The sequence below is a fragment of the Pseudarthrobacter sp. NS4 genome (genome assembly GCF_024758005.1).
In the GTDB taxonomy this organism is placed as follows: Bacteria; Actinomycetota; Actinomycetes; order Actinomycetales; family Micrococcaceae; genus Arthrobacter.
In genome coordinates, this window is the sequence record NZ_CP103288.1 from 1584040 (window position 1) to 1599663 (window position 15624).

16 protein-coding genes are annotated in these 15624 nt (G+C 64.9%); 14 read left to right on the top strand and 2 right to left on the bottom strand.

The genetic code is table 11. The features are described 5' to 3' along the window. Positions 1-218 precede the first annotated feature (218 nt). Positions 219-728, top strand: coding sequence for a 30S ribosome-binding factor RbfA (rbfA, locus tag NXY83_RS07395; protein ID WP_258805436.1), 510 nt, complete (start codon positions 219-221; stop codon positions 726-728). 78 nt (positions 729-806) lie between these two features. On the opposite strand, the gene NXY83_RS07400 is transcribed toward rbfA, so the two are convergent. Next, on the bottom strand, positions 807-1931 hold the full coding sequence (locus NXY83_RS07400; RefSeq protein ID WP_258805437.1) for a ScyD/ScyE family protein: 1125 nt from the start codon (positions 1929-1931) through the stop codon (positions 807-809). Positions 1932-2112: 181 nt separating this feature from the next. Between NXY83_RS07400 and NXY83_RS07405 the strand changes: the two genes are divergently transcribed. Both NXY83_RS07405 and trxA read left to right on the top strand, forming a co-directional pair. Continuing rightward, complete coding sequence (locus NXY83_RS07405) at positions 2113-2598, top strand: nucleoside deaminase (RefSeq protein ID WP_258805438.1); 486 nt, start codon at positions 2113-2115, stop codon at positions 2596-2598. Between the two features lie 2 nt (positions 2599-2600). Next, complete coding sequence (trxA, locus tag NXY83_RS07410; RefSeq protein ID WP_258805439.1) at positions 2601-3038, top strand: thioredoxin; 438 nt, start codon at positions 2601-2603, stop codon at positions 3036-3038. 19 nt (positions 3039-3057) lie between these two features. On the opposite strand, the gene NXY83_RS07415 is transcribed toward trxA, so the two are convergent. Further along, positions 3058-4221: a pyridoxal phosphate-dependent aminotransferase gene (locus NXY83_RS07415; RefSeq protein ID WP_258805440.1), complete on the bottom strand. Its 1164-nt coding sequence runs from the start codon at positions 4219-4221 to the stop codon at positions 3058-3060. A 104-nt stretch (positions 4222-4325) separates the two neighbouring features. Between NXY83_RS07415 and truB the strand changes: the two genes are divergently transcribed. The 11 genes from truB (at position 4326) to NXY83_RS07470 (ending at position 15572) form a co-directional block, all read left to right on the top strand. After that, the gene (truB, locus tag NXY83_RS07420) at positions 4326-5264 is read left to right on the top strand and encodes a tRNA pseudouridine(55) synthase TruB (protein ID WP_258805441.1); all 939 of its coding nucleotides are present in this window, start codon (positions 4326-4328) and stop codon (positions 5262-5264) included. After that, a complete protein-coding gene (locus tag NXY83_RS07425) occupies positions 5265-5618 on the top strand; it encodes a hypothetical protein (protein WP_258805442.1) in 354 nt (117 codons plus the stop codon). It abuts the gene before it with no gap. A 46-nt stretch (positions 5619-5664) separates the two neighbouring features. Then, a complete protein-coding gene (locus NXY83_RS07430) occupies positions 5665-6090 on the top strand; it encodes a hypothetical protein (protein WP_258806099.1) in 426 nt (141 codons plus the stop codon). A gap of 182 nt (positions 6091-6272) precedes the next feature. Beyond that, a complete protein-coding gene (locus NXY83_RS07435) occupies positions 6273-7373 on the top strand; it encodes a TerC family protein (RefSeq protein ID WP_258805443.1) in 1101 nt (366 codons plus the stop codon). 21 nt (positions 7374-7394) lie between these two features. Beyond that, positions 7395-7775 carry a helix-turn-helix transcriptional regulator gene (locus tag NXY83_RS07440; protein ID WP_258805444.1) on the top strand — a complete coding sequence of 127 codons (381 nt, stop codon included), beginning with the start codon at positions 7395-7397 and terminating at the stop codon, positions 7773-7775. 122 nt (positions 7776-7897) lie between these two features. Then, entirely contained in the window at positions 7898-8881 is a 984-nt protein-coding gene (locus NXY83_RS07445; protein WP_258805446.1) for a bifunctional riboflavin kinase/FAD synthetase, read from the top strand. A gap of 81 nt (positions 8882-8962) precedes the next feature. Next, entirely contained in the window at positions 8963-9817 is an 855-nt protein-coding gene (gene kynA, locus NXY83_RS07450) for a tryptophan 2,3-dioxygenase (protein WP_258805447.1), read from the top strand. A gap of 71 nt (positions 9818-9888) precedes the next feature. Continuing rightward, positions 9889-11109, top strand: a complete 1221-nt coding sequence (locus NXY83_RS07455) for a kynureninase (protein ID WP_258805448.1) — start codon at positions 9889-9891, stop codon at positions 11107-11109. A 232-nt stretch (positions 11110-11341) separates the two neighbouring features. After that, on the top strand, positions 11342-11611 hold the full coding sequence (gene rpsO / locus NXY83_RS07460) for a 30S ribosomal protein S15 (RefSeq protein ID WP_258805449.1): 270 nt from the start codon (positions 11342-11344) through the stop codon (positions 11609-11611). 240 nt (positions 11612-11851) lie between these two features. Further along, entirely contained in the window at positions 11852-14113 is a 2262-nt protein-coding gene (locus tag NXY83_RS07465; RefSeq protein ID WP_258806101.1) for a polyribonucleotide nucleotidyltransferase, read from the top strand. Positions 14114-14228: 115 nt separating this feature from the next. Beyond that, complete coding sequence (locus NXY83_RS07470) at positions 14229-15572, top strand: M16 family metallopeptidase (protein WP_258805450.1); 1344 nt, start codon at positions 14229-14231, stop codon at positions 15570-15572. Positions 15573-15624: the final 52 nt, after the last annotated feature.

Here is a 15624-nt window from a genome sequence, read left to right on the forward strand (position 1 = left end):
CTCCGAGTTTTGGGGGCGCCCCGCCCCTACGCTGGGCGGCAAAGGATCTTGCGATCCTTTGCCGCCCAGCTCCGGTAGGCCCGATGCCACTCCCGGGCGCCCCCAAAAATTCTCCGGCATCGTCCCTGACTCACCAAGGCCGCGTGGCAGCGACGGCAACTCTTGAAGCCGAACCGCCTCCGCGCCGTCGTACGTCCCAATTTTTTTAGGAGTTGTTCATGGCTGATCCGGCACGTGCTGCCAAGTTGGCGCAGCGGATTAAGGTTGTTGTTGCTGAGGCCCTGAGCCGGAAGGTTAAGGATCCCCGGCTGGAGGGGATTACTGTTACCGATGCACGGGTGACCAATGACCTTCAGCATGCCACCGTCTACTACACCGTCTTCGGTGACCAGGCTGTGCAGGCTGATGCTGCCAAGGGGCTTGAGAAGGCCAAGGGTGTGCTTCGGCAGGAAGTGGGCCGGAACGTCACTGTCCGGCTGACGCCCAGCCTCGAATTCGTGGCCGACCAGATTCCCGTAGTTGCCTCCAACCTTGAGGAATTGCTTCGGGAGGCCAAGAAGCGTGACGCTGAGGTGGCCGCCCTGGCTGCCAAAGCCAAGCACGCAGGTGACGCCGATCCCTACAAGAGTGACGCGTCCGCCGATGTGGACCTCGACGAAGACGACTTCGACGAAGAGGACCTTGAACCCAGCGACGACGGGGATCTCGACGAAGACGGCAACAAGTAGCCCAGAACGCCAGCAGCAGAAGGCCCGGACCGCAGATGTGGCCCGGGCCTTCTGCTGTGCTGGAAACTGTTTCCTTTGCTACTTCAGGCGGGCTTTGATCACCCTGCCTTGAGTGGGATCAGCGAAGCTGAAGCCAGCCGTGGCATAGAGGCCCGTTCCACGGATTTCCACTGCCGCTGGACCGTCGATCGCGAGGAACTGTGACCTGTGGCACGTGGAGGCGTCGAACTCAATGATCTCGTTGCCGAACAGGGATGCCACGTAGACGTCGCCGTCATCAGCGATGGCCAGGCCGGTCGGGCTCAGGATGTCTTCCACCCATACGTGCGTGCTGCCGGTCGAAGGGTTCACACGGAAGATGGCACCCCGCGTTCCCAGGGAAGGATCCTCGGGCCCGCCGGGAAGGGACGTGACGTACAGCCGGCCGTCCGGACCGAACTCCAGGTCCGTGGGCACGGGTTCAAAGGCGTATTCGTGTCCCACCACGCATGCAGGAACATCCACAGTGGTCCCATCCATATCCACGGGGATCTTGGTCCCGGCGGGGATCACCGCCGGGCGGGGCGGCAGGACTGCCAGCGTGGAAACATCCCCTGTTTCGATGTCCACTTCCAGGATTGCGTTTGCTCCGGCATCCGCGATGTACGCCGTATCACCTCGTATTGCTACGGCGTAGGGATTCGAGTCCAGGCCGCCCTGGTAGCGGGCCGGCGGGAAGGCGGGCCACTCAGCCAGGCATGCATCCGGAACCTCGGGTCCAAAACCGTAGTGCTGGCCGCCGTCAGGGTTCTTTTCCCGTTCATGGCCGGCGAGGTCGGCCAGTGTATCCACGTCTCCCTGTGGGTCGATGGACTTCAAATACCCTTTGAGAGCGGCCGGGTCACCTTCCCCGGCGCCTGTATTCTCCACGAAGTACCTCGTGCCGTGCCGGGTTTCAACGCCTCCAACGCTCCAGCCCTCTGCGCCTTGATAGAGGGTAGTAGTCGAACCGTCGCCGTTGACACGGCTGAGGAGACCGGCGAAATTCTGGGTCACCAGGACGGATTCATCGTAGGTTACGGTAAGGCTCAACGGCGCGGTCAAGCCCTCAGCCAACGTGCGCGGCTCCGAATGTTCAGCGGTGGACACTGCCACGGCGGGCCCGGCAGGAATAACTATCGCCGCAGCAGCGAGACAAGCGACGATCTGAAACTTTGTTTTCATTGGGTACTCCGGTTTGGCGCCCTTGACGGGCCGGATAAGGAGCCTCCCGGTGGGAGGCAAAAAATTCGGAAACCCCCGGCGCCAGATTATTCCTGCCGGGCAGGAAATGTCGCCGGGATTTCCCCCTATTCCACCCCCTAATCTCATCACCCAATGCCAGCGCCTTGGCTAGGATCTAGCTATGACCATGGGAAAAGACTCCGACGCCGCCGCCCATTACCTGAAGCAGGCCGTGGAGTTGGCCACCGGAAACGTTGGGAAAGGCGGCGGACCCTTCGGCGCCGTGGTGGTCACCCCGGACGGCCGCGTGTACGAAGGCGTCAACAGGGTCACACTCGACAATGACCCCACGGCCCACGCCGAGGTGGTGGCCATCCGCACCGCGGCCGCGGCACGGGCCACCTTTGATCTCCACGGCGCCGTCCTCTACGCGAGCTGTGAACCCTGCCCGCTCTGCCTCGCCTCCGCCCTCTGGGCGCGCATCGACCGGGTTTACTTCGCCGCTGACCGGCACGGTGCCGCCGCCGCCGGCTTCGACGACGCCCTCTTCTACGAGTACTTCAGCGGGGCACGTCCGGAACTGATGCCGGTCACGCGCAGTGACATCCCGGCGTCGGACGCCCCGTTCCAGGCCTGGGGAGCCCATGAACGCCGGAAGGAGTACTAGGAATGGAACCAACACTTATCGCCTGCCCTGCCTGCGGAAAGACCAACAGGATCCCTGCCCAGGCGGCCGGCCAGCCGCGCTGCGGCAACTGCAAGGCAGGACTGCCGTGGATCGTGAACGCCGGAGATGCGGACTTCGGGGCAGTAGCGGAACAATCGCCGGTACCGGTGCTCGTGGACTTCTGGGCTGACTGGTGCGGCCCGTGCCGCACGGTGAGCCCCGTACTGGACAAGCTGGCGCGGGAACGGCCGGGCCTGATCAAACTGGTCAAGGTTGACGTGGACAAGTCACCTGCCCTGTCCCGGCGGTTCGACGTGCAGGCCATCCCCACGCTGATGGTGCTGGTTGATGGCAAGGTCGCGGCCCGGCAGGCCGGAGCTGCGCCCGCCGACGTCCTGCGGTCCTGGCTGGACGGGGCACTCGCGGGAGCTGCCCGCTGATTCTGTCCAGCTGAAGTGGCTAGCCGTGCTGCTCCCTGGCCGGCAGCCGGGACAGGCCCTCCATCAGGTCCTGTTTCCGGCCGCACAGCGCGATGCGGACCCAGCCCTCGCCAATGGAGCCAAAAGCTGTGCCGGGTGCCAGGGCCACCCCGGAGTCTGCCAGGAACCGGCGCACCCAGCTCCGCACGTCGCCGCCGCTGACGTGGGAGACGTCGGCCCACAAGTAGAACGCGCCCTGGGCCTGCAGGTAGGGAATGCCGAGGGAATCGAGGATTGCAGAGGCTGCGTCGCGGTTCCCGCGGTAATGCCTGGACGCGTGCTGGACGTAGTCCTGCGGGCCGGTGAGGGCAGCGAGCGCGGCATACTGCGATGGTGCCGCCACGCAGGAAACTATGGATTCCATCACGTTGTCCATCTTCTGCTTGAGCTCCGGCGGACAGACCAGGGCACCGATCCGCAGCCCTGTGAGGCCGTAGGTCTTGGACAGCGTAAGGGAGGTGAAGACCCGCGCCTCCCCGGGCGTCCCGACGTCGAACCTTGCCGGGCTGATATGTGGCACATCGTAGGTAAACGCCTCGTAGCATTCATCCGAAATGACCCAGAGATCGTGCCGGCGGGCCAGCTCCATCAGTTCCCGGGTCAGGTCCCCGGCCAGGACGGCACCCAGCGGATTGGACGGCGAGTTCAGGACCAGAACCCTTGTCCGGTCGGTGATGAGGGCTTCGAGGTCTTCCGTCCTGGGCTGGAAGCCGTGGTCCGGGTAGAGCGGGTAGCCCACAGGGACGGCGTTCAGGAGCCGGCCCGTCATGGCGAACGTGGGATAACCCGGATTGGGGATCAGGATCTCATCGCCGGGGGAGAGCAGCAGGCTCATGGCGAGGTGCAGGCCCTGCTGGGCGCCGGCCACCACGTAAACCCGGTCGGCACCGACGTCGCAGCCCTGCTCTTCCCGGAACCTGGCAGCAAAAGCTTCGCGCAGGGCCGGAATGCCGGCGTTGGGGGTGTAGTTGGTCTCGTCCCGGTCGAGGCAGGCCATCCCGGCATCCAGGACGTGGCGGGGGAGCGGGAAGCCAGGTTCACCGATGCTGAGGACCAGCGCGCCCGGGGTGCGCCACGCCAACTCGGTGATTTCGCGGATCTGGTTGACGGGCACGTCGCGGACATGGGCGGCAAGCTCAGGCATGCCTGCCATCCTAACTGGCGAATTTGCAGCAGTCGGCGTTGCCGCTCTCCGGCCGGCCCCTTGTGTGCGCGGGCGCGCCAACCAGCGCCGATATACTGGGAGGCGTGCTTTCTGGACTGGTGATAGTGGACAAGCCGCAGGGATGGACCAGCCATGATGTGGTTGGCCGGATGCGGCGCCTCGCAGGTACCCGGAAAGTGGGGCACGCAGGGACCCTGGATCCGATGGCCACCGGAGTCCTGGTGGTCGGCATCAACAAGGCCACGCGCCTGCTCACCTACATCGTGGGCACCTCCAAGACCTACACGGCCACCATCCGCCTGGGCCAGTCCACAGTGACGGACGACGCCGAGGGTGAAGTGATTGCCACGGCCGGGACCGCCGCCGTAACAGGGCAGGCAATCCACGACGGCGTTGCAGCGCTTACGGGCGCTATCCAGCAGGTGCCCAGCAGTGTCAGTGCCATCAAGGTCAACGGCGAACGCGCCTACGCACGGGTCCGCTCCGGCGAGGACGTGAAGCTTGCCGCCCGTCCCGTCACCATCCACCGCTTTGAGGTGCATGGCATCCGACGGGATGAAGAGGCCGATGTGCTGGATGTGGACGTTACGGTCGAGTGCTCCTCGGGCACGTACATCCGCGCCCTGGCCCGGGACCTGGGCAATGTGTTGGGCGTGGGCGGGCACCTCACCGCGCTCCGCCGGACGCATGTTGGTCCGTACTCGCTCGACCATGCCCGCACCCTCGAACAGCTGGCCGAGGAGCTCAACGTCCTGGAAATGTCCCAGGCGGCCCGGGCGCTCATGCCAAACCGGGAGCTCACCGCTGAAGAAACAACGGAAATCTCCTTCGGCCGGCGCATTGCCGCCGGCGCAGCTCCCGGAAGTCCCCTGGCAGCCACAGCAGACCATCCGGCCGCTGCTTTCGCCCCCGACGGCAGCCTGGTCGCGCTGCTGGCGGACGCCGGCAGTTACGCCAAACCTGTCCTGGTCTTCGCCCCCGGCAACGGCAGTGACACAGTGCCCAACTCCGCGGAGGCGTAAGTGGACGCATATTTCTGGATCATCCTGGTGACTGGGCTGGTGTCCACGGGCATCTGCCTCGCCGCGGGCATCATGAAGAAGGCCCCCAACGACATCACCATCCTGTCCGTGGCCGCCGTGGAAGTTGCCCTGGTGGTTTACCTGGTGGGTTCCATCATCCGCGTCGTAGCCGGCGAACCCATTGCCGGTGAGGCATGGGAATTCTGGGGTTATCTGGCCACGGCCATGCTCCTGCCCCCGGCCGCCGTCTACTGGTCCATCCTGGAACGGACGCGGTGGAGCAATTTCGTCCTGGCCGCCGTCGGTGTAACCGCCCTGGTGATGGCCGCCCGAATGAACCAGATCTGGTACTGAAGTGGAAGAAGCACAAAACGTGAAAGACCAGCGTTCCTCCGTCCCTATGGGCGACGCCCCCGCCCGGAGCACCCGCAATACGGGTCCGGGGCGCCTGCTGATAGCTGTCTATGCCGTCTTCGCCATCTCGGCCTCGGCCCGTGCCGGCTACCAGATCCTCACCAAGTTTTCCGAGGCCCCGCTGGCATACCTGCTGTCCGCGTTCGCCGCCCTGGTGTACGTGGTGGCCACGGTGTCCCTGGCCAAGGCCGGCAGCACCTGGTTCAAAGTGTCCGTCGCGGCCGTCCTGGTTGAACTCGTGGGCGTGCTGGTGGTCGGTGCGCTGAGCGTCTTCGATTCCGTGGCATTCCCGCATGAAACCGTGTGGTCCCTCTTTGGCCGCGGCTACGGCTTCATCCCCCTGGTACTTCCGGTCCTCGGCCTGGTGTGGCTGTACCGGCGCAGGCCGGGTGCGGAACGCGCCGCTTCCTGACAGCCCGGCCCTCCCTTGTCCGAACACATGAATTATGTTTCACTATTTCATGTTGGAGGGGAGTATCCCCGAATGCCTTGTCGTCAATCCGGCCGCCCCTGAGCGGCCCGGCGGGGCAGGCTTCCCTGGCGGGGCCGGGAAAGACCTCCGGTTGGTACATCTGACTGGAAGTGGGTTCCCCAATGATCGTTCCTTTATGGGCCTGGCTTGCCGTACTTCTCTTCATCGTTCTGATGCTTGCCGTTGACCTTTTTGCCCACCGCAGGGCCCACGTCATCGGGGCCCGCGAAGCGGCGCTGTGGTCGGCGGTGTGGGTCGCCTTCGGGGTTGGCTTCGGGGTCCTCGTGTGGCAGGTCTACGGCGCGGAGTTTGGCCAGCAGTACTTCGCCGGATACCTGATAGAGAAGTCCCTCGCCGTGGACAACGTGTTCATCTGGGCCATCATCTTCACCTACTTTGCCGTGCCCCGCGAATATCAGCACCGCGTCCTGTTCTTCGGCGTCCTGGGTGCACTGGTGTTCCGGGGCATCTTCATCGCAGCCGGCGCTGCCATTATCGCCAGCGCCGGCTGGGTGCTGTACTTCTTCGCCGCATTCCTGCTTGTTACCGGCTACCGGATGCTCCGGCAGCGGAACAGCCACCTGGATCCGGAGAAGTCCCGCGCACTCCGGCTCTTTCGGAAACATGTGCCCATGACTGACGACTTCCACGGGCAGCGGTTCCTGGTCCGGCGGCCGGGAGTTTTACTGGCCACCCCGCTGCTCGCGGTCCTGGTCCTTGTTGAGGCGACGGACATCATCTTCGCCATCGATTCCATCCCCGCTATCTTTGCCGTGACGGACGACGTGTTCCTGGTCTTCACCGCGAACGCGTTCGCCATCCTGGGGCTCCGGGCCATGTACTTCCTCCTGGCCGACCTCATCCACCGCTTCATCTACCTCAAGACCGGTTTGGCGCTGGTGCTGATCTGGGTGGGCATCAAAATGCTCCTCAAAATTGACGTCTACTACATCCCCACTCAGGTCTCGCTGGCCGTCATTGCCGCGATCCTCTCCGTATCGGTGGCAGCAAGCCTGTGGGCTACCCGCGGGCAGGGGCGCCGGCCGCTCCCCGCGCCGGCGCGGCCACCATTCGGGACCGCGTCCCCGCAGGACATCGCGGACCTGGAACCACTGTGGCGTCGTCCCGGGACTGGTTCGGCACCGGTACTTCACGCAGTCCCGAAACAGCAAGGGGACGATGCCATTGACCAGCAGTCACGCAGTGGGCCTGACAACGTATGAAACCGAAAGGGCGGGGCACCGATGACAGCTGAAGATTCCGCCGGCAGCCGCCAGGAGGAAGCCCCGCCTTCGACGCCGGGCGGGCCGGCCCGGCCCGCCTGGACGTTCCTGACGAACCATGGGCACGTCCTGCTGTCCGTGGCGCAGGACCCCGGGATCCGCGTCGCTGACATCGCCGGGCGGGTGGGCATAACCCCGCGGGCGGCCCTGCAGATCCTTAAGGATCTTGAAGACGGGGGCTACCTGCACCGGACCAGGGTGGGACGCCGCACCCGCTACACCATCGAACCCCACCAGCATTTCCGGCACCCCGCCACCGCGTCCCAGGAAGTGGACGGGCTGATCCGCCTGTTCTCCGGGACCGCGCCGGGCACAACATCGGAGCCGCAGGTTGACCGCTGACGGCCCAACCGGGTGCTTCCCGGCCGTCATGGCACAGCCCGGAATGCAGGTAACCTTGAAGAGTTCCGCGGCCGCTTTGGTTGCGGATTGTTGATGCTTGCAGGCAGTTTAAGGCGAGGGTGATGGTCTACATCTGGAACGATCCGTCCGAGGTCCCGGCGGACTTCGGCCCATCTGTTGTCACCTTTGGGAACTTCGACGGCGTTCACCGCGGGCACCAGCAGGTGCTGTCCCAGCTGATCCGCTCGGCACGGCTCAACCACGCCAGGGCGGTTGCCGTGACCTTCGACCCGCATCCCGCCCTGGTCCACCGGCCCGAAGCCGCGCCGGAGATGATCATGGGCCTCGACGACAAACTGGAGGCCCTGGGCGAACTCGGCCTGGACGCCGTCCTGGTGGTGAAGTACTCACTGGACCTGGCCAGCCTGACCGCTGAAGAATTCGTGGAGCAGTACCTGGTGGACTGCCTGCACGCCAGCCACGTGGTGATCGGCCACGACGCCCGCTTTGGCCGCGGCAACTCCGGAGACCTGGATACCATGAAGGCGCTCGGCCAGAAATTTGGGTTCGAGGTGCAGGTGATCAGCGAGTTTGGCTCCGAGGGCTACCCCCTGCACGACGACGACGGCAAGGACCGCCGCTGCTCGTCCACCTGGGTGCGCGAGGCCCTTCAGGAAGGCGACGTCGCCACAGCCGCCGCCGTGCTGGGCCGGCCGCACCGGATGCGCGGCGAAGTTGTCCACGGTGCTGCACGGGGACGCGCCCTTGGCTTCCCCACTGCCAACCTCGCCTCCAACGCGAGCGGCCTGATCCCGGCCGACGGGATTTACGCCGGCTGGCTCGTGGACCAGGCTGGCAAACGCTGGCCCGCTGCCATCTCAGTGGGCTCAAACCCCACCTTCGACGGCGTCAGCCGGCAGGTGGAGGCGCATGTCATTGACCGGCCAAAGGAAGCCGTGGAGGACTTCGATCTCTACGGCCAGACAGTAGTTGTGGAATTCGTGGACCGCCTCCGCGGCATGGTGGCCTATCGTGGGCCTGAGGCGCTGGTGGACCAGATGAAGCTGGACGTCGTCCAGGCGCACGATCTCCTGATCAGGCGCTGACCGGCCACCTGGACAGCAGCAGTCCCGGCCGCGGCCACCCGGCGGCGTGCCCGCCAGGGCGGCAGCAAGGAAAGGCAGAATGTGTCCGTCGAAAAGAACACCCGCAAGCTGGACGAGGGCATCGTCCGTGATTTCAGCTCACGGATGAGCTACGCCTCCTATCTTCAGCTGCCCACCCTGCTGAGCGCCCAGCAGCCGGTCAGCAAACCGGAACACCATGACGAACTGCTGTTCATCATCCAGCACCAGACCACGGAACTATGGCTGAAACTGGTGTTGCATGAACTGCGCAGCGCCGCCGCGTGGCTTCGTACAGACGATCTCGGTTCGGCGCTGAAGGGCATCGCCCGGGTCAAGCACATCCAAAAGACCCTGACGGAGCAGTGGTCCGTGCTGGCCACGCTGACGCCCACGGAATATTCGCAGTTCCGCGGCTTCCTGGGCAACTCTTCGGGCTTCCAGTCCGCCCAGTACCGCGCCGTGGAGTTCGTGCTGGGCAATAAGAACCGCAAGATGCTGCCGGTGTTCGAATCCGATCCAGAGGCGCACGCCATGCTCGAAGAGCTGCTCGGCGCGCCCAGCATCTACGACGAATTCCTCGCCTACCTTGCCCGGCAGGGATTCGACGTTCCGGCCGCCGTTCTGGAACGGGACGTCACCAAGGCACACCAGTTCACCCCCGAACTCGTGCCGCTCTTCAAACACATCTACGAGCATGCGGCGGACAACTGGGGCGCCTACGAGGCATGCGAGGAACTGGTTGACCTTGAGGACAACTTCCAGCTGTGGCGCTTCCGCCACCTGCGGACGGTCCAGCGGACCATCGGCATGAAGTCCGGGACCGGCGGATCCAGCGGTGCGGCCTTCCTGCAGAAAGCCCTGGAGCTGACCTTTTTCCCGGAACTGTTCGCCGTGCGGACGGAGATCGGGCAGTGAACGGACAGCCGCCAGCCGGCACCAGCCAGAAAGTCAGCACTGGCCTGCCGACCACAAGGGAAGAGGCAAACATGAGCCTGCAGCAGCGCGCAGCAGAGCTCGACCGCCAGGATCCGCTGGCCGGTTACCGCAGCCACTTCATCGGCACCGATACCCCGCTGTCCTACCTGGACGGCAACTCCCTGGGCCGTCCACTCAAGAGGACACCCGAGGATATCGGCGTGTTTATCAGGGATGGCTGGGGAGGGCGCCTGATCCGCGGCTGGGACGAGGAGTGGTTGAACCTGCCGCAGGCCATTGGCGACCAACTGGGCCGGGCGGTCCTGGGAGCAGCGCCGGGACAGACCGTCATCGCTGACTCCACCACCGTGGTCCTCTACAAACTGATCCGCGCTGCCCTGGCCGCCGTGGCTGATCCGGACCGCAACGAACTCGTTCTGGACACCGAAAACTTCCCCACCGACCGTTACCTCGTGGAGGGCATAGCGCTGGAGGAGGGCCTCACGCTCCGCTGGATCGAAACGGATCCCGCAGCCGGGGTGACCGCTGAACAGGTGCGCGACGTGACGGGGCCGCGCACCGCCGTGGTACTTCTGAGCCAGATCGCCTACCGCTCCGGCCACCTGGCGGACCTCCCGGCCATCACCGCCGCAGTGCACGACGCCGGCGCGCTGGTGGTATGGGACCTCTGCCATTCCGCGGGGTCGGTGGAGATCGACCTGGACGGCGCAGGCGTGGACTTCGCCGCAGGCTGCACGTACAAGTACCTCAACGGCGGTCCGGGTTCTCCCGCGTTCGCCTATGTCAACCGGCGCCACCTGTCCTCCCTTAACCAGCCCATCTGGGGGTGGATGGGCCGGAAGGACGCCTTTGAGATGGCCGCGGGGTACGAACCCGCGCCCGGCATCCGCGGCTTCCTGAGCGGCACGCCCGCCATCTTCGGGATGCTCGCCACGCGCGGCACCCTGGACCTCATAGAAGAAGCATCGATGGCGGCCATCCGGGAGAAGTCGGTGAAACTGACGGGATTCGCCGTTGAGCTGTTCGACGCCTGGCTGGCACCCCTCGGCGCTGAATTGGCCACGCCCCGTGATCCGGGGGAGCGGGGCAGCCACATCACTGTTGACCATCCACGGTTCACGAAAGCGACGGTGGCATCGCTGTGGGAGGACGATGTGATCCCCGATTTCCGGTCGCCGCGCGGCATCCGGGTGGGCCTTTCGCCGCTGAGCACCAGCTTCCAGGAGGTGCTGCAGGGGATGGCGGCGATCCGGGACCGGCTCCAGGGCTGACGCGGCACGGTCCAGGCATCACCTGTTTCAGGCACTGACTGCCTGGTGCTGCCGGGCTGTTTCGACAACATTAGGCAGGGGCCGGTAAACTGGACGATGGATCCGGCTGCAGTCCGTGGCGGCTGGTTCCTGTTGCGTACGGCACCCCGGTTCTTCCGGGACCAGGCCGCGGCGGCAGACCCGGCAGTGAATTTCTGACCTGGGCCCACACGGCACATTTCTAGGAGTTATTGTGGCACTTGACGCCGCTGTAAAGCAGTCCATCATCAAGGAATACGCAACCGTAGAAGGCGACACCGGTTCACCGGAGGTCCAGGTTGCTGTCCTGACCCAGCGGATCAAGGATCTGACTGAGCACATGAAGGAGCACAAGCACGATTACCACACCCAGCGCGGTCTGCTGGCAATGGTTGGTCGTCGCAAGCGTATGCTGGGCTACCTTAAGAAGACCGACATCGCCCGCTACCGTGCGCTCATCGAGCGCCTCGGCCTGCGCCGCTAGTCGGACTTCGGGGGCGGCCCTTTCCAGTTCGGAACGGGCCGCCTTCTTCAAATAAAACTAAACAGGAGGATCAACCGCATCACGCATTCGCGGTCCTCGGTAGTGATCCCCGGGAAAGGCTTCTTCGACTGAAGCCCCGGCCCGTGGGTCTCGATCGATGACCGGGTGCAGGGCCAGTAGACAGATGCTGGCTGGGTTGATGCGGCTGGACTCCGTGAAACAGAAACGGAGGTGACTCTCTTGGAGGGTCCCGAAATCCAGTTCTCAGAAGCAGTCATTGACAATGGCCGCTTCGGCAAGCGTGTAATCCGCTTCGAAACCGGCCGCCTCGCCAAGCAGGCAGCCGGCGCAGCCATGGTGTACATCGACGATGACACCGCGCTGCTGTCCGCCACCACCGCCGGCAAGCACCCGCGTGAAGGCTTCGACTTCTTCCCGCTGACGGTCGACGTTGAAGAGCGCATGTACGCAGCCGGCCGCATCCCGGGCTCGTTCTTCCGCCGCGAAGGACGCCCTTCCACCGAAGCCATCCTGGCCTGCCGCCTGATGGACCGTCCGCTGCGTCCCGCCTTCATCAAGGGCCTGCGCAACGAGGTCCAGATCGTGGTGACCGTCCTGGCCATCAACCCGGACGAGCTGTACGACGTGGTGGCCATCAACGCCTCCTCGATGTCCACGCAGCTTTCCGGCCTGCCCTTCTCCGGCCCCATCGGCGGCGTCCGCGTTGCCCTGGTCGCCGACGAAAACGGCTCCCAGTGGGTCGCTTTCCCCAAGCACTCCCAGCTGGAAAACTCCGTCTTCAACATGGTGGTTGCCGGCCGCATCGCCGGCGACGACGTCGCCATCATGATGGTGGAAGCAGAAGCTACCGACAACTCCTGGAACCTCATCAAGGAACAGGGCGCCACCGCCCCCACCGAAGAGGTCGTCTCCGAGGGCCTTGAGGCTGCCAAGCCGTTCATCAAGGCACTTTGCGAAGCCCAGGCGGACCTGGCTGCCCGTGCAGCCAAGCCCACCGTCGAGTTCCCGGTCTTCCTCGACTACGAGGACGACGTCTACGCCGCTGTTGAGGCTGCTGCCGCTGAGAAGCTGGCCGCTGTCTTCCAGATCGCCGACAAGCAGGAGCGGGACAACGCTTCGGACGCCCTGAAGGACGAGGTCACCGCTTCCCTGGCCGGCCAGTTCGAAGGCCGCGAGAAGGAGCTGTCCGCAGCATTCCGCTCGGTCACCAAGCACGTTGTGCGCCAGCGCATCCTCAAGGACCAGATCCGCATCGACGGCCGTGGCCTGACGGACATCCGCCAGCTCACCGCCGAGGTTGAGGTCCTGCCCCGCGTTCACGGTTCCGCCATCTTCGAGCGCGGCGAGACCCAGATCATGGGTGTCACCACGCTGAACATGCTGAAGATGGAACAGCAGATCGATTCGCTGTCGCCGGTCACGCGCAAGCGCTACATGCACAACTACAACTTCCCGCCGTACTCCACCGGTGAAACCGGCCGTGTGGGTTCGCCCAAGCGCCGCGAAATCGGCCACGGTGCCCTGGCAGAGCGTGCACTCGTGCCGGTCCTGCCGTCCCGCGAGGAATTCCCGTACGCCATCCGCCAGGTATCCGAGGCCCTCAGTTCCAACGGTTCCACGTCGATGGGCTCCGTCTGCGCCTCCACCCTGTCCATGCTGAACGCCGGCGTGCCCCTGAAGGCTGCCGTCGCCGGTATCGCCATGGGCCTGGTTTCCGACCAGGTTGACGGCCAGACCCGTTACGCAGCCCTGACCGACATCCTCGGTGCCGAAGACGCCTTCGGTGACATGGACTTCAAGGTCGCCGGCACGTCCGAGTTCGTCACCGCCATCCAGCTGGACACCAAGCTGGACGGCATCCCCGCCTCGGTCCTGGCAGCAGCGCTCAAGCAGGCCCGCGAAGCCCGCCTGCACATCCTCGAGGTCCTCAACTCGGCCATCGACACCCCGGACGAGCTCTCCGAGTTCGCACCGCGCGTCATCGCCGTGAAGATCCCCGTGGACAAGATCGGCGAGGTCATTGGCCCCAAGGGCAAGATGATCAACCAGATCCAGGAAGACACCGGCGCCGACATCTCCATCGAGGACGACGGCACGGTCTACATTGGCGCCACCAACGGCCCGTCTGCAGATGCAGCACGCTCCGCCATCAACGCCATCGCGAACCCGCAGGTCCCGGAAATCGGCGAGCGTTACCTGGGTACGGTCGTCAAGACCACCACCTTCGGTGCCTTCGTGTCGCTGACCCCGGGCAAGGACGGCCTCCTGCACATCTCCGAACTGCGCAAGCTGGCCAACGGCAAGCGCGTGGACAACGTGGATGACGTCGTTTCCGTCGGCCAGAAGGTCCAGGTGGAAATCACCAAGATCGACGACCGCGGAAAGCTCTCCCTCGCTCCGGTGGTAGCCGAGGAAGAGGGCGCCGAGGTCGAAACCGAGCGCAGCCACACCACGGAACCCGCTGAAGGCGCTGACGTCTAACAGCTCCGGTTTCCGGCGCACAAGCATGAATCGGCGGGGCCGGTGGATGATCCACCGGCCCCGCCGCTGTTACGATGGCAGCCAGATCCGGCTGCCCGCTTTTTGAAAGGCCTCAATGACTGTTGTACCCCTGCCTCTTGAGCAGAACCACCGCGGCGACACCCTGGTCCACGGTTCGGACGGCGGCTCCGAAGTCCGCCGTTCCGTGCTGCCCGGGGGATTGCGGGTGCTGACAGAGGCGATGCCCGGGCAAAGGTCGGCCACCATCGGTTTTTGGGTTGGCGTGGGGTCCCGCGACGAAGCCCCCGGCCAGCACGGGTCCACCCACTTCCTGGAACACCTGCTGTTCAAGGGCACCAAACGCCGCACCGCCCTGGAAATCGCGTCAGCTTTCGACGAGGTGGGCGGAGAATCCAACGCGGCCACCGCGAAGGAAAGCACCTGCTACTTCGCACGGGTCCTCGATACTGACCTGCCGATGGCTATCGACGTCATCGCAGACATGATCACCGGCGCGGTCCTGGACCCCGCGGAGATGGAGCAGGAACGGGACGTCATCCTTGAGGAAATCGCCATGGACAGCGACGACCCCACCGACGTCGCCCACGAGCACTTCGTTTCGGCAGTCCTCGGCAGCCATCCCCTCGGCCGGCCCATCGGCGGCACTCCGGCTGCGATCAAGGCCGTAGCCCGTGATTCCGTGTGGGAGCACTACCGCCGTTATTACCGGCCCGATGAACTCGTAATCACTGCCGCAGGCGGCCTGGACCACGATGTTGTCTGCGATCTTGTGGTTGATGCCCTTGGATCGGCCGGCTGGGCGCTGGAATCGAACGCCTCGCCCGTGAAGCGCCGCTCCACGGAGCGGGCACTGATTACTGGAAGCGCCGGTCTTCAGGTGGTGAAGCGGGCGGTGGAGCAGGCCAACATCATCATGGGCTGCCCAACCATCGTTGCCACGGACGAGCGCCGCTATGTCATGAGCGTCCTCAACGCTGTCCTGGGCGGGGGCATGTCCTCCAGGCTCTTCCAGGAGATCCGCGAGAAGCGGGGCCTGGTCTATTCCACCTATTCCTTCGCTTCCTCCTACGCTGATGCCGGCTACTTCGGAATGTACGCCGGGTGCACGCCGTCCAAGGTACGGCAGGTGCTGGACCTGTTGGGCGTTGAGCTGGACAAGCTCGCGGAGCACGGCATCTCCGACGACGAGCTCCGCAAGGCGGTGGGCCAGCTCTGCGGCGGCATCGTCCTTGCGCTTGAGGACACCGGCTCACGGATGTCCCGGCTCGGCCGCGCTGAGCTCGTTTCCGGTGAGTACCAGGACATCGACGAAACGCTTCGTCTCATCAAGGCCGTCACGGCCGAGCAGGTCCAGGATCTGGCAGCTGAGCTCGCCGCGGCCCCACGGACCGTTACGGTCGTTGGGCCGTTCGAAGAGACGGAAACGTTCGGTCTCTGACCTACGCCAACTGCACGACCGACTGTAGGACGAAGGCTGTAGCGGGCGGGCT

Excerpts from the sequence above, each read along its gene's own strand:
- rbfA (WP_258805436.1), top strand. The coding sequence starts at position 219 with ATGGCTGATCCGGCACGTGCTGCCAAGTTGGCGCAGCGGATTAAGGTT.
- NXY83_RS07400 (WP_258805437.1), bottom strand. The coding sequence starts at position 1,931 with ATGAAAACAAAGTTTCAGATCGTCGCTTGTCTCGCTGCTGCGGCGATA.
- NXY83_RS07405 (WP_258805438.1), top strand. The coding sequence starts at position 2,113 with ATGACCATGGGAAAAGACTCCGACGCCGCCGCCCATTACCTGAAGCAG.
- trxA (WP_258805439.1), top strand. The coding sequence starts at position 2,601 with ATGGAACCAACACTTATCGCCTGCCCTGCCTGCGGAAAGACCAACAGG.
- NXY83_RS07415 (WP_258805440.1), bottom strand. The coding sequence starts at position 4,221 with ATGCCTGAGCTTGCCGCCCATGTCCGCGACGTGCCCGTCAACCAGATC.
- NXY83_RS07430 (WP_258806099.1), top strand. The coding sequence starts at position 5,665 with ATGGGCGACGCCCCCGCCCGGAGCACCCGCAATACGGGTCCGGGGCGC.
- NXY83_RS07435 (WP_258805443.1), top strand. The coding sequence starts at position 6,273 with ATGATCGTTCCTTTATGGGCCTGGCTTGCCGTACTTCTCTTCATCGTT.
- NXY83_RS07440 (WP_258805444.1), top strand. The coding sequence starts at position 7,395 with ATGACAGCTGAAGATTCCGCCGGCAGCCGCCAGGAGGAAGCCCCGCCT.
- NXY83_RS07445 (WP_258805446.1), top strand. The coding sequence starts at position 7,898 with ATGGTCTACATCTGGAACGATCCGTCCGAGGTCCCGGCGGACTTCGGC.
- NXY83_RS07455 (WP_258805448.1), top strand. The coding sequence starts at position 9,889 with ATGAGCCTGCAGCAGCGCGCAGCAGAGCTCGACCGCCAGGATCCGCTG.
- NXY83_RS07470 (WP_258805450.1), top strand. The coding sequence starts at position 14,229 with ATGACTGTTGTACCCCTGCCTCTTGAGCAGAACCACCGCGGCGACACC.